The 25,176-nt window shown below is 28.0% G+C and carries 24 protein-coding genes and 1 pseudogene; 19 read left to right on the forward strand and 6 right to left on the reverse strand.

Going from position 1 to position 25,176, the window contains the following annotated elements; translation table 11 throughout:
- Positions 1-137: 137 nt before the first annotated feature.
- A pseudogene (locus CA_RS03565) lies at positions 138-1,747 on the reverse strand (IS1182 family transposase).
- A gap of 678 nt (positions 1,748-2,425) precedes the next feature.
- Between CA_RS03565 and CA_RS03570 the strand changes: the two are divergent.
- The 11 genes from CA_RS03570 to CA_RS03620 all read left to right on the forward strand — a co-directional run bounded on the left by CA_RS03570 (position 2,426) and on the right by CA_RS03620 (position 15,559).
- Positions 2,426-3,982, forward strand: a complete 1,557-nt coding sequence (locus CA_RS03570; RefSeq protein WP_010963977.1) for a radical SAM protein — start codon at positions 2,426-2,428, stop codon at positions 3,980-3,982.
- Positions 3,983-4,018: 36 nt separating this feature from the next.
- Entirely contained in the window at positions 4,019-5,338 is a 1,320-nt protein-coding gene (locus tag CA_RS03575; protein WP_010963978.1) for an insulinase family protein, read from the forward strand.
- Positions 5,339-5,420: 82 nt separating this feature from the next.
- Entirely contained in the window at positions 5,421-5,624 is a 204-nt protein-coding gene (locus CA_RS03580) for a CA_C0660 family putative sactipeptide bacteriocin (protein ID WP_010963979.1), read from the forward strand.
- 204 nt (positions 5,625-5,828) lie between these two features.
- Positions 5,829-7,712 (forward strand): ABC transporter ATP-binding protein, encoded by a 1,884-nt coding sequence (locus CA_RS03585; protein ID WP_010963980.1) that lies wholly within the window; start codon positions 5,829-5,831, stop codon positions 7,710-7,712.
- A gap of 186 nt (positions 7,713-7,898) precedes the next feature.
- A complete protein-coding gene (locus CA_RS03590; protein ID WP_010963981.1) occupies positions 7,899-9,254 on the forward strand; it encodes an ABC transporter substrate-binding protein in 1,356 nt (451 codons plus the stop codon).
- A 30-nt stretch (positions 9,255-9,284) separates the two neighbouring features.
- Positions 9,285-9,764 carry a hypothetical protein gene (locus CA_RS03595; protein ID WP_010963982.1) on the forward strand — a complete coding sequence of 160 codons (480 nt, stop codon included), beginning with the start codon at positions 9,285-9,287 and terminating at the stop codon, positions 9,762-9,764.
- Between the two features lie 238 nt (positions 9,765-10,002).
- On the forward strand, positions 10,003-11,361 hold the full coding sequence (locus CA_RS03600; protein ID WP_010963983.1) for an ABC transporter substrate-binding protein: 1,359 nt from the start codon (positions 10,003-10,005) through the stop codon (positions 11,359-11,361).
- 123 nt (positions 11,362-11,484) lie between these two features.
- Positions 11,485-12,354: a carbohydrate ABC transporter permease gene (locus CA_RS03605; RefSeq protein WP_010963984.1), complete on the forward strand. Its 870-nt coding sequence runs from the start codon at positions 11,485-11,487 to the stop codon at positions 12,352-12,354.
- 3 nt (positions 12,355-12,357) lie between these two features.
- Positions 12,358-13,185, forward strand: a complete 828-nt coding sequence (locus tag CA_RS03610) for a carbohydrate ABC transporter permease (protein ID WP_010963985.1) — start codon at positions 12,358-12,360, stop codon at positions 13,183-13,185.
- Positions 13,186-13,196: 11 nt separating this feature from the next.
- Positions 13,197-14,333, forward strand: a complete 1,137-nt coding sequence (locus tag CA_RS03615) for an efflux RND transporter periplasmic adaptor subunit (RefSeq protein WP_010963986.1) — start codon at positions 13,197-13,199, stop codon at positions 14,331-14,333.
- A 5-nt stretch (positions 14,334-14,338) separates the two neighbouring features.
- Positions 14,339-15,559 (forward strand): ABC transporter permease, encoded by a 1,221-nt coding sequence (locus CA_RS03620; RefSeq protein WP_010963987.1) that lies wholly within the window; start codon positions 14,339-14,341, stop codon positions 15,557-15,559.
- An 84-nt stretch (positions 15,560-15,643) separates the two neighbouring features.
- Here CA_RS03620 and CA_RS03625 read toward each other — a convergent pair whose 3' ends face one another.
- From CA_RS03625 to CA_RS03635, 3 genes are all read right to left on the reverse strand, one after another.
- Complete coding sequence (locus CA_RS03625) at positions 15,644-15,868, reverse strand: (2Fe-2S)-binding protein (RefSeq protein ID WP_010963988.1); 225 nt, start codon at positions 15,866-15,868, stop codon at positions 15,644-15,646.
- Positions 15,869-15,991: 123 nt separating this feature from the next.
- Positions 15,992-16,372 carry a DUF4363 family protein gene (locus CA_RS03630; RefSeq protein ID WP_010963989.1) on the reverse strand — a complete coding sequence of 127 codons (381 nt, stop codon included), beginning with the start codon at positions 16,370-16,372 and terminating at the stop codon, positions 15,992-15,994.
- Positions 16,373-16,382: 10 nt separating this feature from the next.
- Positions 16,383-17,057 carry a YetF domain-containing protein gene (locus CA_RS03635; protein ID WP_010963990.1) on the reverse strand — a complete coding sequence of 225 codons (675 nt, stop codon included), beginning with the start codon at positions 17,055-17,057 and terminating at the stop codon, positions 16,383-16,385.
- A 153-nt stretch (positions 17,058-17,210) separates the two neighbouring features.
- On the opposite strand from CA_RS03635, the gene CA_RS03640 reads away from it, so the two are divergent.
- The 4 genes from CA_RS03640 to CA_RS03655 all read left to right on the forward strand — a co-directional run bounded on the left by CA_RS03640 (position 17,211) and on the right by CA_RS03655 (position 20,871).
- Positions 17,211-18,872 (forward strand): nucleoside kinase, encoded by a 1,662-nt coding sequence (locus tag CA_RS03640; RefSeq protein ID WP_010963991.1) that lies wholly within the window; start codon positions 17,211-17,213, stop codon positions 18,870-18,872.
- Positions 18,873-18,893: 21 nt separating this feature from the next.
- Entirely contained in the window at positions 18,894-19,577 is a 684-nt protein-coding gene (gene sdaAB / locus CA_RS03645) for an L-serine ammonia-lyase, iron-sulfur-dependent subunit beta (RefSeq protein WP_010963992.1), read from the forward strand.
- A 1-nt stretch (position 19,578) separates the two neighbouring features.
- Positions 19,579-20,451 (forward strand): L-serine ammonia-lyase, iron-sulfur-dependent, subunit alpha, encoded by an 873-nt coding sequence (gene sdaAA / locus CA_RS03650; protein ID WP_010963993.1) that lies wholly within the window; start codon positions 19,579-19,581, stop codon positions 20,449-20,451.
- A 72-nt stretch (positions 20,452-20,523) separates the two neighbouring features.
- Entirely contained in the window at positions 20,524-20,871 is a 348-nt protein-coding gene (locus CA_RS03655; RefSeq protein WP_014518865.1) for a hypothetical protein, read from the forward strand.
- A gap of 44 nt (positions 20,872-20,915) precedes the next feature.
- Here CA_RS03655 and pssA read toward each other — a convergent pair whose 3' ends face one another.
- Complete coding sequence (gene pssA / locus CA_RS03660; RefSeq protein WP_010963995.1) at positions 20,916-21,455, reverse strand: CDP-diacylglycerol--serine O-phosphatidyltransferase; 540 nt, start codon at positions 21,453-21,455, stop codon at positions 20,916-20,918.
- Positions 21,456-21,658: 203 nt separating this feature from the next.
- Between pssA and CA_RS03665 the strand changes: the two genes are divergently transcribed.
- From CA_RS03665 to CA_RS03680, 4 genes are all read left to right on the forward strand, one after another.
- Positions 21,659-22,348 carry a TVP38/TMEM64 family protein gene (locus CA_RS03665; protein ID WP_010963996.1) on the forward strand — a complete coding sequence of 230 codons (690 nt, stop codon included), beginning with the start codon at positions 21,659-21,661 and terminating at the stop codon, positions 22,346-22,348.
- A 48-nt stretch (positions 22,349-22,396) separates the two neighbouring features.
- Positions 22,397-22,825, forward strand: coding sequence for a CBS domain-containing protein (locus tag CA_RS03670; protein WP_010963997.1), 429 nt, complete (start codon positions 22,397-22,399; stop codon positions 22,823-22,825).
- Positions 22,826-23,044: 219 nt separating this feature from the next.
- Complete coding sequence (locus CA_RS03675) at positions 23,045-23,932, forward strand: YegS/Rv2252/BmrU family lipid kinase (RefSeq protein ID WP_010963998.1); 888 nt, start codon at positions 23,045-23,047, stop codon at positions 23,930-23,932.
- Between the two features lie 104 nt (positions 23,933-24,036).
- Positions 24,037-24,687, forward strand: a complete 651-nt coding sequence (locus CA_RS03680; RefSeq protein WP_010963999.1) for a hypothetical protein — start codon at positions 24,037-24,039, stop codon at positions 24,685-24,687.
- A gap of 71 nt (positions 24,688-24,758) precedes the next feature.
- Here the strand turns inward: CA_RS03680 and CA_RS03685 are convergent, their stop codons facing one another.
- Positions 24,759-25,124: a P-II family nitrogen regulator gene (locus CA_RS03685; RefSeq protein ID WP_010964000.1), complete on the reverse strand. Its 366-nt coding sequence runs from the start codon at positions 25,122-25,124 to the stop codon at positions 24,759-24,761.
- Between the last annotated feature and the right edge of the window lie 52 nt (positions 25,125-25,176).

Consider the following 25,176-nt stretch of genomic DNA (forward strand, 5'->3'; position numbering starts at 1 on the left):
GATTAAAATTAATCATGAGCGATGCTCTTTTTTATTTAAGTTACAAAATCTCCAAATATTTTAAATGCTAAATTAATTATTTGAATTTCCATGATATTTTAGCGCACTAAAATAAACCTAATCATATTATTCCATAATTAGGAAATAGACTTTAATTCATGAAGATACTTTTGAGTTCTTTTATTTTGAATTTTCGAGTGTAATTTGTTAATGTTATATCCAAAACAAAGCAAAATAAATTCGGTTTTCACACTATTTTTTCCACGTGTTAAAAATCTTTTGAATTCATAGTCGCTTTTTAAAACTCCAAATGCACCTTCAACTTGAATAGATCTGTTCATTCTTAATTTAGTTCCCAATTCAGTTTTGATATTGTTGTAGGAAATTTCACGCTTTTTAATAAAAGCCTTTGAAACCTGCATTTTTCGATTCTTCTTTGCTTTTGTGCACTTTGGTTTCAAAGTGCAGTTATCACAAATTTCACATTCATAAACAGTAACCTCAGATGTATAGCCACTTGCAGATTTTTTATGAATAATACATGATGGTGATAATTTTCTATTATTATGGCAAGTATATGTATCTGTTTTAGCATCATATTCCATATTTTCACGTCTACTGATATCATTTTTAAAACTTCTTTTTTTCCACTTCTCATAAGTTTGAGGTTTTATATATGGGATTTGATTATTAGACTCTAAAAACAAATAGTTTTCTTCACTTTCATAACCAGAATCCGCAATCACATTGGTGTATGTATGACCAATTTTTTTTGCATGTTAGTAATCATTGGTATTAATGTTGCTATATCATTTCTATCATCAAATACTCCAACACCAGTTACATATTCACTATCAACTGCTATTTGTACATTATAGGCAGGTTTTAATTGACCATTTCTCATATGATCATCTTTCATATGCATGAAAGTTGCATCATTGTCAGTTTTAGAATAGCTATTTCTTTTTGAAAATATTTTCTTACTTAAATTATATTTTTCTTGTCTTTCTTTATATTGAGATAGTTGTTCTATCCATTTCTGAATTTTAGTTTTTCTTTTACCGATTCCATGAACAAATTCTATATTTCTTTTTTCTTTTTCAAATAAAAGCCATTGAAGAATTTTATTTATATCATCTATCAAAGTTTCTTTTCCAATAGTAAATCCTTTTAAGTTTTCAAGATTAATATCTTCAACAAGAGCAATAATTTTATCAAACATCTTGCCCTCATTTTTATAAATAACTTTCTTCCAAACAAAAGTGTATCGATTAGCATTTGCCTCAATTTTAGTACCATCGATAAATACATTTTCAAATAATAATTCTTTTTCCTTAGCTAAATAGTTAACTTGTTGATAAAATAGATCTTCAATTACTTCATTTGAAAGGTATTTTTTTCTGAATCTACTTATAGTAGCATGATCAGGTACTTTAAAGCTTTGAAGTAGCCACTTGAAATTTATATCCCTTTTGCATGCTTTTTCTATTTTTCTACTTGAATAAATATTTTGCGAATACGCATAGGATATTATTTTGAACATGATTTTTGGTTCAACTGCTGATTTTCTTCCTAAGGAAGAATACGCTTTGTACAATTTTTTATAATTTAATCCCTCCAATAAATAGCTTAGCAAGCGAACAGAATCATCTTCCGGTATTAAGTTTTCTAAATTTAATGGTAATATAAGTTGCAAATTATCATTAAATTGATTATAATTTTTTGTGTGTAATTTCGTTACTAGCATAGCTTAATTATACAATTAATGTGAGTTCTTCGGAACTCACATTTTTTATATATAGAAAAGGAGCCATTTCAAAACTAAATTAGTTTTGAAACAACCCCTTTAATCATTCGATTTCAAGGATTTCATCGTACTATAGCATAAAAGTGCATTTAAGTCATTTCTTCCTGTACAAGTTGACATATCAAATGTAAGTTTTTCTGTTGTAACAGGATTTCTTGAAGTACACCATTTTTCAGCATAATTTGCAGCTGATTGTCTTTCAGTTGAAATTTGTATTTAAATTATAATTTAATAATTTAGCATTAAGTTTTTTGTAACAAGCGTTAACGTAGGTAGATGTAATTAAGTAAACACAAATAAAAGTGGAATATAAATGAATTTTTTAAAAAATTTTTATTCCTGTGTTTTGCATAACAGTGTAAGTAATATATTATGCATACTCCTTTATTTTTGCTTATTAGGAAATAATACCATTATTTATTATTTTTGTAAAATAGGAAAGATAAAGAAAGTAGCATAAAAATAATACATAAGTAATACTATAGGATATCCATGGGTTTTTTGAATAATTTTACTGTTTTACATTTTGATTAAATATAAGTATTATTTTAGTGAAAGTTGTTGATTTGAAAATAAATTACAAGTATGTAAAATATAATTAATTTGGAGGCTATAGATATGTCAATTTCTGAGCAGTGTGTTATAGAGATAGATAAGTATATAGATTACTTTAAAAAAAATACTAGTCAACCTAATATTTTAGCAAAACTTTTTAAAACAGATTCTTCATATTATGTTTATGATACGGGAACCAATAAAGTATTAACCTGCGGGGAGTATGAGTATAGTATATTAGGAAAAATAATTGATAATAAGTTTGACGAGATATCAAGAATTAATGATGATGCGGATAAATCCGGATTTTATGAAGCCTTAGAAAATGTAAGGCAGGCAATAGAAAAGGAGGACATACTAAGGGGTGGTAAAGAGTGGAAGTTTGTATCAAAAGGTCATTTCGAAGAATTAGATAAAAAACTTAATTATGAATTAGATCAGATTACTCTTGAGCTTACTGAAAAATGTAATTTACGATGTAGATATTGCATATATAATGAATCATACGAACATAAGAGGAATTTTGGAAATAAAGATATGCCTATTGAAATAGCTGAAAAGGCTATTGATTATGCTAATTTACATAGTGGAAAGGAAAAAGGAGTTGGAGTAACTTTTTATGGCGGAGAGCCTTTGGTGAATTTTAAATTATTAAAACATTCTATTGAATATTCAAGAAAAGTAATAAAGGATAAGAAATTAACCTTTTCTCTGACAAGTAATCTAACATTAATGACACCTGAAATAGCTACTTATTTAGCTTCTATTGAAAATTTAACTATATTATGTAGTATAGACGGACCAGAAGAAATTCACGACAGTTATAGAAAAGATATAAATGGTAATGGAACATTTAAAAGGGCTATTAGAGGATTGAAATATTTAATAGAAGCATTTGGGGATAAGGCTAATAAAGCAGTTATGATGAATATGGTATTTACTCCACCATATTCTATAGAAAAAGTAAACAAAATAGAAACTTTTATAAATAGCTTAGATTGGCTTCCAAAGGGTTTACGTATATCAATGACTTATCCTTCAACAGGAAGCGTAGATGATACTCCACCAAAGGGGTGTGAAAAAAATTATGGAATGGAGCTAATTCAGTGGTCTGAAAGTAAGTATAAAAGTGAGCTTAAAAGTGATGGAAAAATAGATATGTTTAATGAGGAGTTTGTTGTACATCCTATTCTAAGAATACATGGTAGAAGAATAAGTGCTAAATCAGAATCTGGGTATCCAGTAAATGGTTGTTGTATTCCAGGAAGTAGAAAATTATATGTAACTGTAGATGGTAATTTTCAAATTTGTGAAAGAATAAATGGTTCCCCTATTATAGGAAATGTATTTAATGGTATAGATGAAAATAAAATAAAAAATGAAGTAATAGATGAATTTATAAATAAATCAATTAAAGATTGTTCTAGGTGTTGGGCAGCTCGTTTATGTAATGTATGTTATTCACATTGTTATACAGATGGAAAGCTTGATATGAAAGAGAAGAAAAGATATTGTATTAGGTCGCGTGAAAGGGCATTAAGAAGTTTGGTTTTTTATCATAAATGTGCTGAAATAAATCCAGAAAAACTTAAGTATTTAAATAAAATAGAGGTTTCTTAAGTAATATTAAATTTTCTACTGGTAAAGGATGTTCTTATGAATAAAGAAGATGAAGGTAAAAATAATATAAAAAAGAATACTTTAAAAAATAAATTTGCGTATTATATTTGCAATAACAAAAAGTCTAAGGGAAAAGTAAAGTTGGCTTTAATAGTAAAAGCAGGCTCTTTAATGGAACAAGGTTTACCCAATGGCACAGCACATTTTACTGAGCATCTGTGCATAGATAGTAATGTGGCTTATTTGAAAAATGTAGGTAAATATTATGAAGACAACAATATATTACAAGGGTATACAAACTTTGAACAAACCGTGTATTATTTTGATTGTACTATTGATAATATAGATGAAGGTTTTAGTGTGTTTAAAAACATTTTATCTGATTGTTTTATAGATAGAAGGTTAATGGAGAAAGTTAAAAAGGATTTAATAGTAGAAATTGATTATAGAATGAAATGTGCAAATTTTGGTTTGCAAAATAATATACTACCGGTAATAATTGGTGATAAAAATATTAAGGATAAATTTCCATTAGGCAAAATAAAGTGTATAGAAAAAATGGAATTTCAATCGGTAAAAAGCTTTCATGATAAATGGTACAAGCCACAAAATAGTGCTATTTGTATTTGTGGAGATATAGCGAATTCTGATATAGAAAATAAAATCAGCAAGTATTTTTCTGAATTTAAAAATGATAATGAAAAAATTGAAAAATACAGCACAAATTATTGTCCATATGGAGAAAAGGTAGTTGTAAATAATAATGTGAATAAAAATGAGGTTAAGGCACAATTTTATTATTTAAAAAAAGATTATAAATATAGTTTAAAATCAGATACAATTGAATATTTTTTATTCAGCATAATTAAAAATTATATTTTAGATTTATTTACCGATAAAAGTTTTGGAATAGTAGAATTTTACTCTAAGGTTTTTCTTCATAATCTGAAGCTTAATGTGTTGGAGTTTAAATCACAAAGTGAATTTGTAGAGAGGCTTGAATTTATTATTGATAGTATTAATAAAATTCAAGCAAAAGGAATTAATGAAAATGATTTTGTAAAATATAAAAGGATTTTTTACAAGGATTTAAAGAGTTATCATAAAGAGTACAAGTATTATCAAAGTGAAGAAATTATAAAAGAATGCATAAATAACTTTTTATACGATGAAGAATTAATGACATTGTCTAATGAATATGAAGCTTGCAATTTGATTGTTGATAATATAAAATTTAAAGAATTTAATAAAATAATATCTCAAGAACTTAATAATAAAAATTTAATATTAGTAGTTAATGGACAAGAAAAATTTAATTTGGAGTATATGAATAAATTTAGTAGGTTTTTAAGCTAATAATTTTTGCTTTCTAATTTCTTATATAGTTACTAAATTAAGAAGCAAAGTTTATTAAAATATAATAATTGGAGGGATTTTTATGAAATTAGTAAATCCAGTAGGAAGAGATTTAACTGAACTAGAAACAGAGGCTTATAGTTGTCATTGCATATGTTCTTCGGGTTCATATACTGCAAAGATGCGTGGGTATCATGGAGGTTATGATGCTTGTGAATGTGATGATGTGGAGCATGCCACTAACTCGGATTACGCAGACACATTTGGAATTCGCAAAAATAACTAGTTTACAGGAGTAATACTTCTTATTGTTGCAATTTGTAATGAACTATTATAAATTGTAGTACTTAATAAACATAAAAATAACAGTTCCTTATATGAAATTTATTTATATGAGAAACTGTTATTTAACTATTCAGTAGAAAGATGAAGCATCCACTATATGCTTGGAAGGTGATTATTTGAAATTTTGAGAGGATAGATATTTATTATGAAATATAGCAATATTAATAAGAAATTAGGTAGTTTTTTAAGTTCTTCAAAAAATATAATTAAAACAGTTAAATTACTTTGGAAAAGCTCAAGTTTAAGCTTTATTGCAACACTGATTATTACTGTATTAAATGGTATAATTGTTCCAATTAATATGGTAATTTCAAAATATTTAATTGATAGTGTTGTAAATGCATTAAAAAATAAAAGTCCAATTGATTCCTTAAATAAAGTTCTTTTTTGGTTAGTAGTAGAATTTGGGGTTATTGCATTTTCCTACGTTATAGGTAGAGTAAATACATATTTTTCAACTATTCAATCTAAATGTTTAAATAACAGTATTTCAGAACTTCTTATAAAAAAGGCAAATGAGTTGGATTTATCATATTTTGAAAATGATGAATTTTATAATAAAATAGAAAAAGCCAATAGCCAAGCAGTAGGAACTACTATTCAAATTGTAAATGGATTAACACAAATTGTAAAGAATTTTACTACGCTAGTTGGAGCTATTGTAATTGTATTTCAATTAAGTCCTATTATACTTTTGCTTTGCATTATGACATCCATACCGATGTTTATTATAAATATAAAGATTTATAAGCAAAAATATAATATTTACAGTAAAAGAATAGAGAAGACAAGATTGGCGCATTATTTACAGATGGTTATGATGGATTATATACCAGTAAAAGAAATAAAATTGAATCGTATTGGAGATTGGTTGGAAAAAATTATACTTTCTATATATAAGGATAATCTAAATCAGGATAAAAAAATCGAAAAGAAACAGCTTTTAATTATGAGTATAGTAGATATTTTTAATACAATTATCTCATATGGATATAAGATTTATGTGATTTTTATAACGTTAACTCAAAGGTTAAGTATTGGTTCTATGAATATGTATATATCCGCATTGACAAATTTAGAGGATTCAGTAAAAAATACTTTGGATAATTTTGCTTTACTTTATTCAAATAATCTCTATATAGAAAACTTATTTTATGTGCTTGACTTAAAGCCATTAATATTAAATAACAATAGTGGCAAGAAAGAGTTTATAAATGAAATACGGGATTCAATAGAATTTAGAAATGTATCCTTTAAATACCCTAATTCTAAAAAATATGCTTTGAAAAATGTTAGTTTTAAAATAGAAGCAAATCAAAATTGTGCTATAGTAGGACTTAATGGTTGTGGAAAGACGACACTTATAAAATTGTTAACTAGGCTGTATGATCCTACAGAAGGAGAAATATATATAGATAATATAAATATCAAAGAATTTAATATAGAATCTCTATACAAAGGTATAGGAATTGTATTTCAGGATTTTATGAAGTATCCATTTGATGTGAAAAAGAATATTGGATTTGGTAATATTGATAATTTAGATAATTTTGAACTTATTAAAACAGCAGCTAAAAAAGCAAATGCATATACATTTATACAGGGATTAAGTAATAAATTCGATACAAAACTTCAGAAAATGTGGAGTAATGGAGTGGATTTATCACTAGGTCAGTGGCAAAAGCTTGCTATAAGCAGGGCTTTTATGAGTAATGCATGTTTACTGATATTAGATGAGCCTACGGCATCAATTGATGCAAAGTCGGAATATGAATTATTTAAGGATTTTAAAGAGTTAATGGGAGAAGGAACTAGTATTTTAATATCCCATAGGTTTTCTACCGTAAAAATGGCAGATAAAATTATTGTTCTAAAGGATGGTGAAATAGTTGAACAAGGAAATCATGATAGTCTTATAAAAAGTGATGGTTTGTATGCTGAATTATATAATATGCAGGCTGACGCTTATCTGGTGAATGAAGATAAGAATATTGATGTGAGTAAAGATAAATTAAAAGACATAGTATGAGTTAAAAGACATACTATGTCTTTTAATTATTGGTGTTTCAAATTAGGAACTTATATTAAAATTTAAAATTAACACTTAGAAAATAGTGTAATCTTAACGTTAAATTAATATTACATTTGTTAATATTAGTTGGAAATCAGTTCAACTATTAACTATATCTTAGAGTATATAAGGGGGAAATATTAAATGAAAATATCAAAAAAACGATTAGCAATTATTGGTGTTGTCATAGTTATTATTGCTGCAATAGGCATGTATCCAGTATTTAGTAAAAAACTTCTAAGGTCAAGCGATCCAAATACATTAACTATTTATGCTTTAGCTTATAATGGAAAGCTTAATTATGATATAGAGCCTATTGTAAATGAATTTAAAGAAAAATATCCTAATATAAAATTAAATATAGTGAAATTTAGTAGCGATAGTGAATATCAAAAATATAATGAAAAAATTTTAAGTGACACTTTATCAGGAGGAGGGCCAGATATAATATATTTTGATCCTGAGGATACTAATGCAAGAGCTTTTCAAAAATCTGGTATGCTTGAAGATTTAAAGCCATATATAGAAAAGGATAAAGATTTTAACAAAGAAGATTATAATTCAAAACTTTTAAATGCTGGAATGTATAAAGGAAAATTGACATTTATACCTACTGATTACTGTGTTCCAGCTTATATAACAACAAAAGAGCTACTTGAGAAGAATAATATTAAAATTACTGAAAATATGTCTCAAAATGATTTTATGAAGTCATTGAGTGGATATATTTCAAATGCTAAAAGTACCAATGGCAAAACACTTTTTGCAAAATCAATAGATGTAGGTGATTTTATTGCAAGTAGTGGTTTTGAATGTGTAAATTATGAGAATAAAAAAATGTATTTTGATACAAAAGAATTCAAAGATATAATGGAAAATTATAAAAAGATATATAATTCAACACCTAAGAAAACAAATAATGAAAGTGGTGAGGAAGGCTTACAAGGAATAAAAAATGGATCTACTCTTTTTTCAACAGATAATGGTTATACATGTGGTGTAGAGTTTTTTGAATCTGAGTCGACAATAAAAGGATTAACAGGACAAACTCAGGTTATAAATAGCTTTCCGACTTATGAAGGAGGTAATAAAACAATTGCAATTGCAGAAGATTTAATAGGAATGAGTAAAAAAACACTAAATAAAAGGGCTGCTTATAACTTTATAAAACTGGCTTTATCAGAGAAAGTACAATGTGATGATAAAACTTATATGCCACCTATAAATAAGAAATCGCAAATAGATATTAAAAATAGATATCTAAGAGAAGAAATCGGTAAGAATTCCAAGGAATATAAAGTAATATTAAATAAACCATCAGATGATCTTAACAAATATTATGATAGAGTAACAAGTAATGTAGATGAAGTAAGAATTTTGGATACAGATGTAGATAAGCTTATAAAAGAATGCATGACGCCATATTTTGATGGTAAATCATCCTATGATAGTGCCTTAAAAACCTTAGAAAATAAAGTTAAATTATATATAAATGAATAATATTAATTAGATAAAGGGACGTTTTTTACTATGTCAAAAAGGTTGAAGAAAAATTTAATTATAACAGGACTAATAATAGCTATATGTACTGTTGTAAGTGGATGTTCAAGTAATTCAAGTAAAGATGGTCAAAAAGCTGAAAGTGTTGGAAGTAAAAATGTAAGTTCAAATAAAGATAATAGTAGAAATGATGAATATGGCAGTGATAAGCTTGGCGATTTAAGAGGTATGTGTAATATTAAATCAATTAATGGAGATGAGGTAACAGTTGATTTGCAGCAAGAAAATCCTAAAACTCATGATGTTAGAATAACTAGAAATAAAAAAATAAAAATTACAGATAGCACAATGATTATATTGCATACTTGCTATAAAGGTAGTAAAAATGTTAAGGAAAGCAAATTGTCTAAAAGTGATCTGAAGAATTATCGCTGCTTTATAGCATGGGGAGAACAGGAAGGAGATATATTTATAGCGAAAAAAATACAAATAACTCAGTGGGGGAATTAATAAAGTAAATTAAGATTAAAACAACCGAATGTTTAGAGTAATGTTGCAGTAAAAAGCATTACTCTATTTTAGTGTAATATATGTAGACATGATTATAAATGTAAAATTGTAATTATAAGTAACATGATAGAAAAATTTATATTTATATCGTAACGTTAAGTTATATTAATATTAAATTTGACACTATTATAAATAAATTAGATTAGGTTTCGTTGTATATGAAAGAAGGAAATGTTAAATGAAAATGTCAAAAAAGCGATTAGCAATTATTGGTGTTGTCATAGTTATTATTGTTGCAATAGGCATGTATCCAGTATTTAGTAAGAAACTTTTAAGGTCAAGTGATCCAAATACATTAACTATTTATGCTTTAGCTTATAATGGAAAGCTTAATTATGATATAGAGGCTATTGTAAATGGATTTAAGCAAAAGTATCCTAATATAAAATTGAATATAGTAAAATTTAATCTCGATGGTGGTGGATATGAAAAATATAACGAGAAAATTTTAAGTGACACCTTAGCAGGAGGAGGACCAGATATAATATATTTTAATCCTGAGGAGACTAATGCAAGAGCTTTTCAAAAGTCTGGTATGCTTGAAGATTTAAAGCCATATATAGAAAAGGATAAAGATTTTAATAAAGAAGATTATAATTCAAAACTTTTAAATGCTGGGATGTATAAAGGAAAATTGACATTTATACCTACTGATTACTGTATTCCATCTTATATAACAACAAAAGAGTTACTTGATAAAAATAATATTAAAATTACTGAAAATATATCTCAAAATGATTTTATGCAGTCATTGAGTGGATATATTTCAAATGCTAAAAGTAGCAATGGCAAAACACTTTTTGCAAAATCATTAAATATAGGTGATTTTATTGCAAGTAGTGGTTTTGAATGCGTAGATTATGAGAATAAAAAAATGTATTTTGATACAAAAGAATTCAAAGATATAATGGAAAATTATAAAAAGATATATAATTCAACACCTAAGCCAGCAACTAGTGAAAGTGGTGAGGAAGGATTACAAGGAATAAAAAATCGATCTACTCTTTTTTCAACAGATCAGAGTTATACATGTGGTGTAGAGTTTTTTGAATCTGAGTCAACAATAAAAGGATTAACAGGACAAACTCAGGTTATAAATAGCTTTCCGACTTATAACGGAGGTAATAAAACAATTGCAATTGCAGAAGATTTAATAGGAATGAGTAAAACAACACTAAATAAAAAGGCTGCTTATGACTTTATAAAAATAGCTTTATCAGAAAAAATACAATGTGATAATAGAGGTTATACACCCCCTATAAATAAAAAATCACAAATAGATATTAAAAATAAATATTTAAACGAAGAAGTTGGTAAAAATGATAAAGAGAACAAGGTAATATTAAATAAACTGTCAGATGATTTTAACAAATATTATGATAGGGTAACAAATAATATAGATGAAGTAAGAATTTTAGATACAAATGTAGATAAGCTTATAAAAGAATGCATGACGCCATATTTTGAGAATAAATCATCCTATGATAGTGCATTAAAAACCTTAGAAAATAAAGTTAAATTATATATAAATGAATAGATAAGAAAGGAGTAATATGTTAGCTATCAAAAGTAGGTAATACATTACTCTATTTTTACATCTTAACGTTATCTTAATAGTAAGTTTGATAATATAACATTGAATTTGCTTGGAGGGGAGTGGATGGAAATACAAAATTTAAATGTAAAGAAAAAAGAAAATATAAAGGGGTATATTTTTGCGGGGCCTTCCATAATAGGATTTTTAATGTTTTTTGTAATACCATTTCTTATAAGTGTAGTATATTGCTTTACACAAGGGGTAGGAGGTTTGGATTTCGTTGGATTCCAAAACTTTATAGAATTATTTCAAAATGATTCATTTAAATTGGCAGTTAAAAATACAATTTTATTCAATATAATAGCCGTACCATTGGTTTTAATTATATCGCTTGGAGTTACTATTATAGTTAATAATAAAATAAAAAAAGCATCATTTTTTAGGACTGCTTTAACTGTACCATTGGTTATTCCAGTGGCATCAATTATACTAGTTTGGCAAGTTTTTTTTGCTGAATCAGGAGTAATTAATAAGATTCTTTTAAAAGTGGGGATTATGGGACCGGATTATCTTAAAACGGGATGGTCATTCTTTGTACTGGTACTTCTATATGTTTGGAAAAATTGTGGTTATGACATGATAATATTTCTTGCAGGTTTAAACAATATCCCAAAAGAGTATTATGAAGCTGCAGAAATAGATGGATGCAGTAAAATCCAAAGCTTTTTTAAAATAACCTTACCTCTTTTAATGCCTACAATATTTTTTGCTTTCATAATATCAATAATAAATTCTCTTAGAATCTATAGAGAAGCGTATTTACTTTCAGGCCAATATCCAGATTCTAGCATATATATGCTTCAGCACTTTATGAATAATAATTTTGCTAATTTAAACTATCAAAGGCTTTCAACAGCATCAGTTATAGTTTTTGTATTTGTCGCGATTGTGATTTATTACCTGTTTAGAATTCAAAAGAAATTTGAGGTGTAGACTATGAAGAGAAAAAATAAGACATTAATTTTTTTTGAGTATACAATATTGGTTATTTTTGCCATAGCAGCAATATTTCCTGTTATATATATGATTTCAAGTTCTTTTATGGGTGAAGAAGAGGTTAAAAATGCACTTCAAAGCTTTAAGTTTCATATTATACCTGATGAATTTACATTGATTCAATATTATAATAGTTTACTTAGGCAGCCAGATTTTTTATTGAAGTTTTGGAATTCGGTAATATTAACATTACCCACAGTTATTGGACAAATAATAGTATCAATTTTTGGAGCCTATGCTTTTGCTAAGATAAAATTTAAGTATAAAACTCAAATATTTTTTATGTTTATAATACTTATGATAATGCCATACCAAGTCACCTTAGTGCCTATATACATAATTATGAAAAAGTTGAACTTGGTGGGATCTTATGCTTCGGTAATATTACCTGGAATATTTTCAACTTTTGGAGTATTTCTTATGACACAATTTATGAAATCAATTCCAGATGAGCAATGTGAGGCGGCGAAAATTGATGGAGCCAATGATATACAAATATTATTTAAAATTATAATTCCGCAATGCAAAGGAGCATTAGTATCACTTATAATACTAAGTTTTATAGATAATTGGAATATGATAGAGCAGCCACTTATTTTACTAGGAGATAAAAAACAGCCTCTTTCAACATTTTTATCACAGATTAATAGTGGTGAGTTGGGAATAGCCTTTGCATGCAGCGTAATATTTATGATACCTTCAATCCTTATGTTTTTAAAGGGAGAAGATGAGCTTCTTGAAGGGATACAGCATTTAGATATGAAGTAGGGGTGAGATGTATGAAAAATAAAAAAAATAAAGTTGTTACTATAAGTATTATAGTATTTGTTGGGATTGTTATAATTTGCACATATTTTTCAAAGACTATAAAAAATATGCTTCTTCCTGAAGTTACCGTTTGTTATGCTAAGCCTGGAACTATAGGTGAAAGTTTTGAAACTACAGGAACAATACAATATGAAAATACTCATAAAATATATCCAATGTCAAACTGGCAAATTAAACAGATTTGTGTAAAGCTAAATCAGGATGTTAAGAAAGGAGATGTGTTAGCAAAGGTAGATAATGATGAAATATCACTTAAAGAAAAAGAAGAGCAAGAAGTAATAATGCAGCTTCAGGATGAAATAAATAGCTTAAAAAAGGCACCAGCTCCAGATCAAGATAAGATTAAAGAAAATCAATATAAATTGGATACTGAAAATATAAAGTATAAAGCGATAAGAAAAGGATTAACGAATGATGGCAGTATACTTTCTGACGTAGATGGTAAGGTAGTGAGCATAAATTCTCAAAATGGGCAAAGTCCCCAAGATGCTCAGAGCGATAGTTCATCAAGTTCTCAAGCAGGAGATAATATACAAGCAGCAAGCAATGCTTTGTTTGAAATAATAAGTAGTGATGCAACTTTTTCAGTAAAATGGACAGCTTCGACAAAAGATGCTGAAGGATTGTCAATTGGAGATACTGTTAATGTTACAGCACAAGATGGAGAAAATTCAAATGCTGAAACAGCAGCAATTTCTGAAAAAAAATACGATTCAACTAAAGATGAATACGAGTTTTTAGCTACCATAAGTGGTAAGAGTGACTTTAAAGAAAATGATAAAGTTACTGTAAGTACCCAAGGAAATATTAAAAAATATAACAATGTTATTCCCAAAAGCTGTTTGTATGATGATAATGGAGTAGATTATATTTATGCTGTTAAAGCCAAAGACGGTGCACTAGAGAATGAAGAATATGTTGAAAGAATTCAAGTGAAAGTTATAGATTCTGACTCGTTAAATTGTTCGATTAAATCAGTAAATAATGGTCAGTTGGATAAAAGTAATTACGGAATTGTAAGTAGTTCATCTAAGTCAATTAATGATAATTCAGAAGTAAAGTTGGTTACTACGGAAGTATCGAGGTGATTAATGTGAATATAATTAAGCTTACAAAAGTTAGATTAATTATAGGGGTTGTAGTTTTACTTACTTTAATAATAGCAAGTAATTATCTTAACTTTAGGGTTAATGATAGTGTTTCAAATGTAATAGAATATAAGAATACTGTCAATAATGATGGAATTACCTTTGAGGAATTTAATAAGTTAAAAAAGCAGTATAGCGATATAGATCTTACTTGCTATAGTGAAGTAAAGACAAAGGTAACAAATAAATATGATGTTTCACCAAGTAGGTATAATAACTTTGCTGATAAAAAAATAAAAACAAAAATGATTTTAACTGATGAAAATTACTTTAGATTGTATCCTTTTCAAATAATAACTGGTGGGAAACTTGATTTTTTATCCGTTAATAATAATGACAAGGTTGTTGTAATAAGTGATGTTCTTGCAAATGCTCTTTTTAAAAGTAATAATGTAATAGGTAGTACTTTGAAAATTAATAATGATAAGTACAGAATTGTAGGAGTTTATAAAGAAAATAATTCATTCTTGTATAGTATGTCAGATGATGGATATGAAAAAGTATATATCCCATATACAGCTTATAGAAGCCAAGATATTAGCAAGCTTTTTCTAAATGTGCTTACAGCAAGGCAAAACCCTAAACATGATAAGAAGGATATAAACTCTAAATTAACTAAAGTTTTAGGGGATAAGCTATCAGAATATAATTTAGTTGATTATAGTATGCTAAAAGGAATTTTATTTCAGAACGTAAAAATACTATATTTTGTAATAGGGCTTTTTGTAATAGCCTGCTTGATTAAAATTATGATAATGTTTATAAAAGAAGCTAAAACTTTTTTTGTGGATAAAATGAAGAGTGACTATTTAAAAGATGTACTTATTAATAATAAAATAAAAATTTCCATTTATTTAGGAAAAGTACTTATATGTATAGTATTGATTGTATTTGTATTTAATTTGATTAAATTTAATGTTGTTATTGATAAAAAGTATTTGCCTTCTGAAAATATATTTGATATAGAATTTTATAAGGAGGTAATAGTTTCAAATATACAATTAAATAATGCAAATGAGAATGGTTTTAGAAATATATATGATAGGTATTTGACTACTATTAATCATGTAGAAAGTTTTATACTTGTGGCAGAGTTAATATTAATTATAAATATACTTATAAATTATAAATTTTTTAGAATTTTAAAAAATAAGTTTAAGAATTAAAACCTAGGTTTTGATTCTTAAACTTATTTTATTTATAAATGTAAGCAGTTATATTAGAAATGGAATTATATTGTTTATGCAAGTTTAATTCCATTCTTTTTTACGGTAAGAATCTAAAAGTTCTTCTATCTTTGGAGTGCACCTTCTACCAGAGCAGCCACCAGAACCTGCACCTGTAGCTTTTTGAACATCTTCTACGGTTTTAGCACCCTTTCGTATAACTTTTTTTATAGTTGAACGTGGTATTGCCTTACAGAGGCATACTTTTGTTAATTTATCCATAATTTCTTTATTTGCATTATTCTCCATAAATTAATCACACCTTTTAAATAAATTGTTATAGGAAAAAATTCAAATTACGATGTTTTGACTAAAAATCCCTATAGCTGCATTATAAATCTATTGATAATTATTTTCAACTAAAAAACTTTATTAAAATATATTTTCTAAATTTATCTCCTCGAGACTCGACACATGCTCTATTAAAAAACTCAGTGTGTGTGATGATTCCATAGCATCTTTTTTTTCTTTATATTTTATAGCTTGAGATAATCTTTCTACCTCTAAACTTATGTCATCTACTTCCATGTGGTGGATGAAAACTGATAAAATACTTGAGTGTTTATACCAGTCTTTTTCAAAGCTTTTTAAATAGAGATCTGCCTTGGAGTAGGAACCGTTTTGCAATGAAGTTTGAATTTTATTACTAAGGCTTAAAAATTTATTACAGGTTTTATTTAGATATCTTATTGAGAAAAAGCTTAAAAGTAGAATTACTACAAATAATGATACGGCGACAACTATGTTTTTCATGAGTATCCTCCTAGTTATTATATTTTTGATAATAAAATTTGCCCTTTGAATCTATTAATGCCAAAAAAACATCCTTTGGGGAATCTATCTTATTTTTTTTAAGTTCTTTCATAAGCCAATCGGCATCTTTGTTAAGGTATTTAATATTATCTGTATTAACTTTTCCATCAAGGATAATAGTTATAGGAACGTTTTCTTGTTTTACCTTTAAATTTAAATCTTCCTTTGTTGCATTTGTTAGATGGGTTTTGGGTATTAAAGAAATTTGTCCACTGGTTTCAAGTATTGCATACTCTATATCCTCCACATTAAAGTAGTTCTTTAGTCGTAACTCTTCCATTAAATCATTTATGTTTAACCTTTGACTTTTTAAAGCACTAATATCAATTTTTCCTTTATCTATTAAAAGAGTTGGCTCGCCAGAAAGTATAATCCTTGCTTTTTCACTTTTTAGCTGAAGAACAGATAAAACTATTTCTAAAAATAACAGAGTTACTATGGGAATTATTCCATATATAAGGGGAATTCTTGTATCCTGCATTGGAAGTGAAGCAAGTTCTGATATCATTATGGTAATTACAAGCTCAAAAGGTTGAAGCTGACCTATTTGTCTTTTACCCATAACACGCATTGTCAAAACAACCAAGAAATAAAGTATTACAGTTCTGAGCATAATAATATACATATAATCAATCCTTTTCAAATAATTTATATAATTATAATTCCTCAAATTAACAAAAAATATGATTAGGAAATGATACATTTTTATTAATTTAAAGTATAATATTATGAGTAAAATATTTATATAAAGGCTAAATTAGGTATGGGAGGTGCTAGGTTGAGCAGTATTGAGATTAAGTTAAAGGACGGTAGAAGCTTTAAGGTTAATAGAGGAACGAGTTTCCACGATTTTATAAATCAAAATAAACTAGAAGGCGCTGAGACAGCAATGCTTGGAAGCGTAAACGGAAATATATATGAGCTTACACATAAATTCAGTTACTCAGGAATTTTTGATATAATAGATTTAAAAAATCCAATAGGTATTAAGGTGTATGAAAGGACATTACAATTTGTACTAGTAAAAGCGGTTTCTGATATTTTACCTAATGCAGTTGTTACTATAGAGCATTCCATAAATAATGGTATATTTGGTGAAATACACAAACAGGATGGGGAATTGACAGAAGCTGATATAGATAAAATAAAGAATAGAATGCTTGAAATAGTTAAAAAAGATCTTCCTATAAAAAAGGTTACAATAGATAAAGAAAAAGCAGTTGAAATTTTTGAAAAGTACGGTATGAAAGATAAGGTAAGGCTTTTAAAGTATGTAAAAGTTAAATATCTTAAGCTTTACGAATTGGATGGAAGATATGATTATTTTTATGGTGCTATGGCATATTCTACTGGCGCACTTAAACTATTTGATTTAAATTACTATAAGCCTGGTTTTATACTTAGAATTCCATTAGAAAAGGATGTAGATAAAATACCAGAGTACCGAAATCAAACTAAGCTTTATAATATATTCTATGAAACAGAACAATGGGGAAATATTCTAGGTGTTGGTGATGTTGGATCTTTAAATGATAAGGTTATGAAAAATGAAATTAAGGATATAGTATTAATTTCAGAAGCACTCCATGAGAAGAAAATAGCATATATAGCTGATATGATATCCGAAAGAAAAGATATAAAGCTAGTTCTTATAGCGGGACCATCGTCTTCAGGAAAAACTACATTTTCTAAGAGATTAGGAGTGCAGCTGAGAGTAAATGGTTTAATGCCTGTGGCTATTTCATTAGATGACTATTTTGTAGACAGGGATAAGACACCAAAAGACGAAAATGGAAACTATGATTTTGAATCTATAGAGGCACTTGATGTAGAACTGTTTAATAAAAATTTAAAGGATTTGATGGAATATAAAGAAACAGCACTTCCTAAGTTTGATTTTAGAACTGGTAAAAGAATTATTGGAACTGAAAAAATAAAGATGCCTCAAAATGGTGTGCTAATAGTGGAAGGAATACATGGATTAAATGAGAAGCTGACACTATATATAGATAAAAAAAATAAGTTTAAAATATATGTAAGTGCACTAACACAATTAAACCTTGATGATCATAACAGAATTTCAACAACAGATGTACGAAAGATAAGAAGAATTGTTAGAGATTACCTTTCACGTGGATATGGAGGAGAGGAAACACTTAAGATGTGGCCGTCTATAAAAAGAGGAGAGGAAAAAAATATATTTGTATTTCAGGAAGAAGCAGATGTTATGTTTAACTCAACGCTTGTGTATGAGCTTGGAATACTTAGAAAATATGCATTACTTGAGCTGTCAAAAATAAAGCCTTCAAGTAGCGTATATTATGAAGCAAGAAAACTTAGAAATTTTCTTAACTTTTTTAAAGATATAGATGAAAAATTGGTTCCACAAAATTCAATATTAAAGGAATTTATAGGGGGCAGTTGTTTTTACGATTATTAGTTTATAAAGAGGTGGCAAAAGATGAAAGAATTTAGTGCATTTGATATATTGGGGCCTATTATGATTGGACCTTCAAGTTCTCACACCGCTGGTGCAGTAAGACTTGGAAAAATTGCAAGTATAATATCAGAGGAAAATAATCCTAAAAAAGTTACTTTCCTTTTACATGGATCATTTTCAGAAACGTATAGAGGACATGGTACAGACAAGGCATTGGTTGCTGGAATATTAGGGATGGAGCCTTGGGATGTAAGGATAAGAGAATCCTTTGAAATAGCTAAAAAAAATGGAATTGATTTTGAATTTAAGCCAGCAGATCTTGGAGATGTACATCCTAATACTGTTAAATTTTTAATACAGAAAAAAAATAACGAAACAGTTGAGATAATGGGTTCATCAACAGGTGGAGGAAACATAAAGATAATCGAGATAAATGGCAGTAGTGTAGAGTTTACAGGAGCGTATCCTACGCTTATAGTATCACATAAGGATGTTCCAGGAATGATATCAAAGATAACAACTATGATTTATGAAAATAACATAAACATAGCATTCTTAAAAGTATATAGAAGTAGCAGAGGATTTGCAGCAAAGATGATTGTAGAGACTGATACAGTGATTGATAAGCAAATCATTGACAAAATGAAGCAAATAGAAAATTTAAAAAGCGTAATAGTTATAAATCCAGTTATAGAAGGTGAATAGAATGTTTGTGGATAGTGGAGAAAAACTCATAGAAGAGTGTACAAAGAGAAAAATAAGTATAGCTGATTATACAATAGAGGAGGAGATATCAAAAAGTCAAACCAATTATGAATACGTATTTTCAAGGATGAAAAAGAATCTAGAAGTTATGAAATCGGCTGCTGAATATGGTACTGAAAATAAGGTTAAATCCATGAGTGGATTAATAGGAGGAGATGGATTTAAACTTAACAATTATTCAAAGAAAGAGGATACAATTACAGGAAGTATTATGGTTAAGGCCATGGCTAGAGCAATTGCATGTTCAGAGGTTAATGCCTCTATGGGAAAAATAGTAGCAGCACCAACAGCAGGTTCATGTGGAATACTCCCAGCAGTTATTTTAACAGTAGGGGAAAAATTCAGCAAAAGTGATGATGAGCTTACAAAAGCTTTGTTTACTGCATCTGGAATTGGTATGCTTATAGCTAAAAATGCAACTTTGTCTGGGGCAGAAGGTGGATGTCAAGCAGAGTGTGGATCAGCGGCAGCAATGGGTGCAGGTGCTGTAGTTGAAATGCTGGGAGGAACGCCTGAGATGGCACTTGATGCAGCATCAATTGTAATAAAAAATGTGTTAGGGCTTGTTTGTGATCCAGTTGCAGGCTTAGTTGAAGTTCCATGCTCAAAAAGAAATGTTTCTGGAGCAGTAAATGCTATAACAACAGCAGATATGGTAATGGCTGGAGTAGGAAGTATAATTCCTTTTGATGATTCTGTTTCAGCTATGTATAGAGTTGGAAAACAGCTTCCATGTGAGCTTAGAGAAACAGCACTTGGAGGATTAGCGGTAACTAAAAAAGGGCAAGAGCTTAAAAATAAAATAATGAAATAGATATGAGAAAAACATATATTTATATAATTCATAATATAATTTAATGATAGCTATTGTATGGGTAGTATTAATTTGACAAATAGAAAGGCAATTGAAGAGTACTGTTGTGATTTGAATAAGTTATCGGATTTTTTGACTCAGTATGTTAGCTCATATAGGCTTTTGATAGGAGGTGCTTGTGAGTTAAATCAAATTACACCAGCAAAAAGAAGTGATGTTAAGCATGCACTTGAAAGGGTTAACAAATTAGGAGATATAATAGATGAACTTATTTACTCAATAGAAAAGTGTCAATGTGAATATATAGAGTATTGTGAAATAAAATCTAACGTTATTAAATGTAGGATTAAGAAGAAGTGTATAGAAGAAGAGCTAAATGATAAGTGTGATGAAGTAAAACCACAACAAAAGCCGTTATAAATAAAAGTGAGAATCTTAATAGGCAATTCTCACTTTATTTATGTTTACAATTTTTTTAATTTTAAGTTACTTACCATTAGATATGATAATATAAGCATTATAACTATTGTTAAAACAGCGTTTGGCTGTGTATTTAGCAGAAGGTAAATAAGAGAATAAAGAGCCATAAACATACCTGCTAAAGTTATTGGAATACCACGAAATACTCCGTCAAAAGTTGATAAATTGTAGCGAGCTAATCTATAAGCACCAGCTATAGGGAATATCAATACAAAAATATATCCTAAAAAATTAAAATTAGAACTAAAATTACATAGGTGGTAAGCTAATATTGAAGGAGCAACACCGAAGGAAACAAGGTCAGCAAGAGAATCAAGCTCCTTACCGAGTTCGCTCGACACATTCAAAGCTCTAGCAACTCTACCATCGTATCTATCTATAATTCCAGCTATAAGTATGAATAAACATGCCAATTTATAATATTCATTATTAGTTGAAGATGCAGCTAAAGTCATAATTAATGATAATAAACCACATGATAAGTTACTAAAAGTAAAAATATTTGCTACTGAACTTTTAGCCATATAAAATCACTCCTATAATGTTAATAAGAAATTGTATATAAACAAGTTATATTTATATAAACAAGTTATATTATAGCATACAAATGAATTTTTTGATAATAAAATTTTTGTATAAGGCAAAAATTGTTTTGAAAAACGTATTATTTTACTAGTTAATATGATATGATTATTTAATGTGTAGTAGGTGATTTGGAGTGGATAGAATGAAAGATAAAACAAAAAAGAGATTAATATATGCCATTATAGCATTAATTGTAATAATTGCTATATTCGTTGTTGTAATAGTTAAGCGACAATATTTCAGGCATAGTGGTAGTATTGGAATGAAGATTTTACATTTAAGACCTCATGAAGTCAAGAGATATATATTAAGTTATGGTCCATATTCTAGTTTAGTCTTTGTAATAATATATTCTTTAAAGCCTATTTTACTTGTAATACCTGTATCTGCACTTTCGGTTATAGCAGGTGGAATTTTTGGACCACTTAAAGCATTTTGTCTAAGTATGCTTGGATGTTTTTTATCTGGAAGCCTTGCATTTTTCCTTGCTAGAAAACTTGGGAGACCATTTGTGGATAAAATATTAAAGGGAAAAGTAATGAATCTTGATAATAGTCTAGATAAACATGGTTTTATAATAATGCTTTTAATGAGATTGTCATTCGTTTTTCCATATGATCCTTTAAGTTATGCAGCGGGATTAACTAAAATAAAATATACTGATTTTATTTTAGGTAGTTTAGTTGGAGTGATACCAGAAATGATAGCATATTCAGTTATAGGGAAAAATTTTGAAAAACCATTTTCACTAAAATTTGTATTGCCAATTTTAGTGGTAATATTAGCTGCACCGACAGCATTTTTTGTACATAAAAAGTTGAAAAAAAAATAAATATAAAAAGCTTTCCTGGATAAACTAATATCCTGGGAGGTGTTTATTGTGAAAATAAGTGAAGTAATGACAAAGAACGTAGTAAGTGTAAGTGGAGAAGAGAATATTAAGAGAGCAGCTGAGCTCATGAGAGATCATGATATTGGAGCTATTCCAGTATGCAATAGTGATAAGGTTATAGGAGTTGTAACAGATAGAGACATAGTTTTAAGAACAGTAGCTGAGGGAAGCGATGCTTCAAGTGAGAATGTAAGAAGTATAATGACATCTACTCCTGTAGTTGCTAGTCCTGATATGGACGCTAGAGAAGCTACAAAAATAATGAGTGAGAAGCAGGTAAGGAGACTTCCTGTTGCTAGAGATGGAAAGCTTGTTGGAATGGTTTCACTTGGTGATTTTGCAGTTGAAGGCAGTACCGACAATTGTGCTGAAAAGGCTCTTAGTGGCATATCAAGTCCTTGTTGCCCTAAAATATAAGTATGACTTTATAAATTTATTCATTATTGTGCAGACCTGTAATCGTATAACGTATATAAAAAATAGGTGTTTTTGTTTTTAAAATAATAGAAATGTAGCGAATTTATAAATCCACAAGATGGTATTCTAATCTTGTGGATTTATTCCAATAAATGATATAATATAATAATGTAGTATTGTATTGGTATTATTATTGATTTGAGGGGAGCATATACGATAATGAACAAAGTTAAGTTTATTTACAATCCATTTTCAGGAGAAAATTTAATTATAAATAATATAGATAAAGTTATAAAAACACATCAAAAATATGGGTACACAATAGTTCCACATAGAATAGAATTAAATTGTAGTATAGAAAGTGCTTTCGATGATATAGATGATACATATAAGTATGTTCTTATAGCTGGTGGAGATGGTACTGTAGATAATGTAGTTAATGTTATGAAAAAGTGTAATTTGGATATACCTATTGCAATACTTCCAGTAGGTACTGCAAATGATTTTGCTAAATTTATTGGAATGCCAGCTGATATTGAAATGGCCTGTGAACAAATATTAAATAGTGAAATAAGAAAAATTGATATTGGAAAAATAAATGATAAGTATTTTATCAATGTAGCTAGTGCAGGATTATTTACTAATGTTTCACAAAAAACAGATATAAATATGAAAAATACAATGGGAAAGCTTGCTTACTATGTTAAAGGAATAGAACAGCTGCCTAATTTTAAGAGAATACCATTAAAAGTAGAATCAAAACAAAATAATTTTGATGGGGAAATGCTCCTTATGCTTGTTTTTAATGGTCAAACAGCAGGTAACTTTAAGTTTGCATACAAGGCCATTGTAGATGATGGTATGCTTGATGTAATTATAATAGAGGGCGGAATGGTTAAAGATATAGTAAATATACTAATCAAGATGTTTAAAGGGGAGCATCTTGAAGATGTAAACGGAATAATATATTTTAAGACAGATAAGCTTAATATAAGTTGTAATAATGATATAGTTACTGATATAGATGGAGAAAGAGGACCTGATTTTCCTGTTGAAATTACATGCATAAAAGGCGGGCTTAAAATTTTTGGTGTAAAGAATATTTAACAAAATTCAGGAGTAATAATAAATATAGGTTTTCATACGTGAATTTAATTTTGGTACATGTTATTTGCGTAGAAGCCCTAAATAGCACTCAGTGGAGGGATAAAGTGTTTGTTTATGCCTATATATTAATGTTATTGCTTACTGTTCTTATGTGCATAAATTTGTTTATAGATAGTTTTAAATGTCCTGTGAAAATAAGAAGAATTCTTAGAGGATTAGTGTTTCTAATTATGTTAAGGTATGTAACATTGCTTATCATGTGCTTGAAAAAAAGTATAACATACATATACTTTATGAGGCCTATTGTTTTATTAGATATACTATATATACCGCTTGTTATATTGATTATGATTTTTGTTTTTACAAGAAGTGCTAAGTTTAACTTCGTATATGCAGCAATAAGTGGGATTATATTTTTTAGTTTGTATATTTTTTTGAACTTTAAAATACTAAAAACCGCAAATCCTTTTTACAGTTATAGCTTTGGATATTTAATTGATTTAAAGAGCTATAGTGTAGTAGTTGCAGTAGTTAAAGTTATGGTGCTTATTTTAATGCTTATGCTATGTGGCTACTTCTTAAGGAAAAGCAACATAAGGAGAGCTGGATTCTGTTTTTTGATGATTGTAATCTTAGTCATGCTAGTAGAAAATATATCTATAATTATTATGCCAAAGGTTATGCCTGAATATTTATTTGGAGAAGTTTTGCTTTTGATTTGTTTAAACTATATGGTTAGGTTATTTAAAAAATAATCTGAAATACGAAAATAGGTTGATGGATTTTATTCTTACTTCCATCAACCTATTTTATATATTATTAAAAGTTATTCTTTATCATCTTGAAGTGCATCGTAATCTTCTTCACCAGTTCTTATTTTAACTACTTTACTAACGTCGTATACAAAAATTTTTCCGTCTCCAATTTTTCCTGTGTTTAGAACATTTTTGGCTGTCTCTACCACCTTTTCAACAGGAACTGAGCATACGACTATTTCAACTTTTATTTTAGGATTTAGGGTTATTTCAACAGGATTTCCTCTATAGTACTCAAGAGTACCCTTTTGAAGACCACATCCGAGTACGTTTGTAACTGTCATACCTGTAACTCCAATTTTGTTAAGCTCACTTTTAAGTTCATCGAATTTTTCTGGTCTTGTAACTATGTCAACTTTGCTCATCTTGTAATCCATAAATGTTCATCTCCTTAAAAATAAAATATAACAGCATATATATAAATATACT

The sequence above is a fragment of the Clostridium acetobutylicum ATCC 824 genome (assembly GCF_000008765.1).
Lineage (GTDB): Bacteria > Bacillota > Clostridia > Clostridiales > Clostridiaceae > Clostridium_S > Clostridium_S acetobutylicum.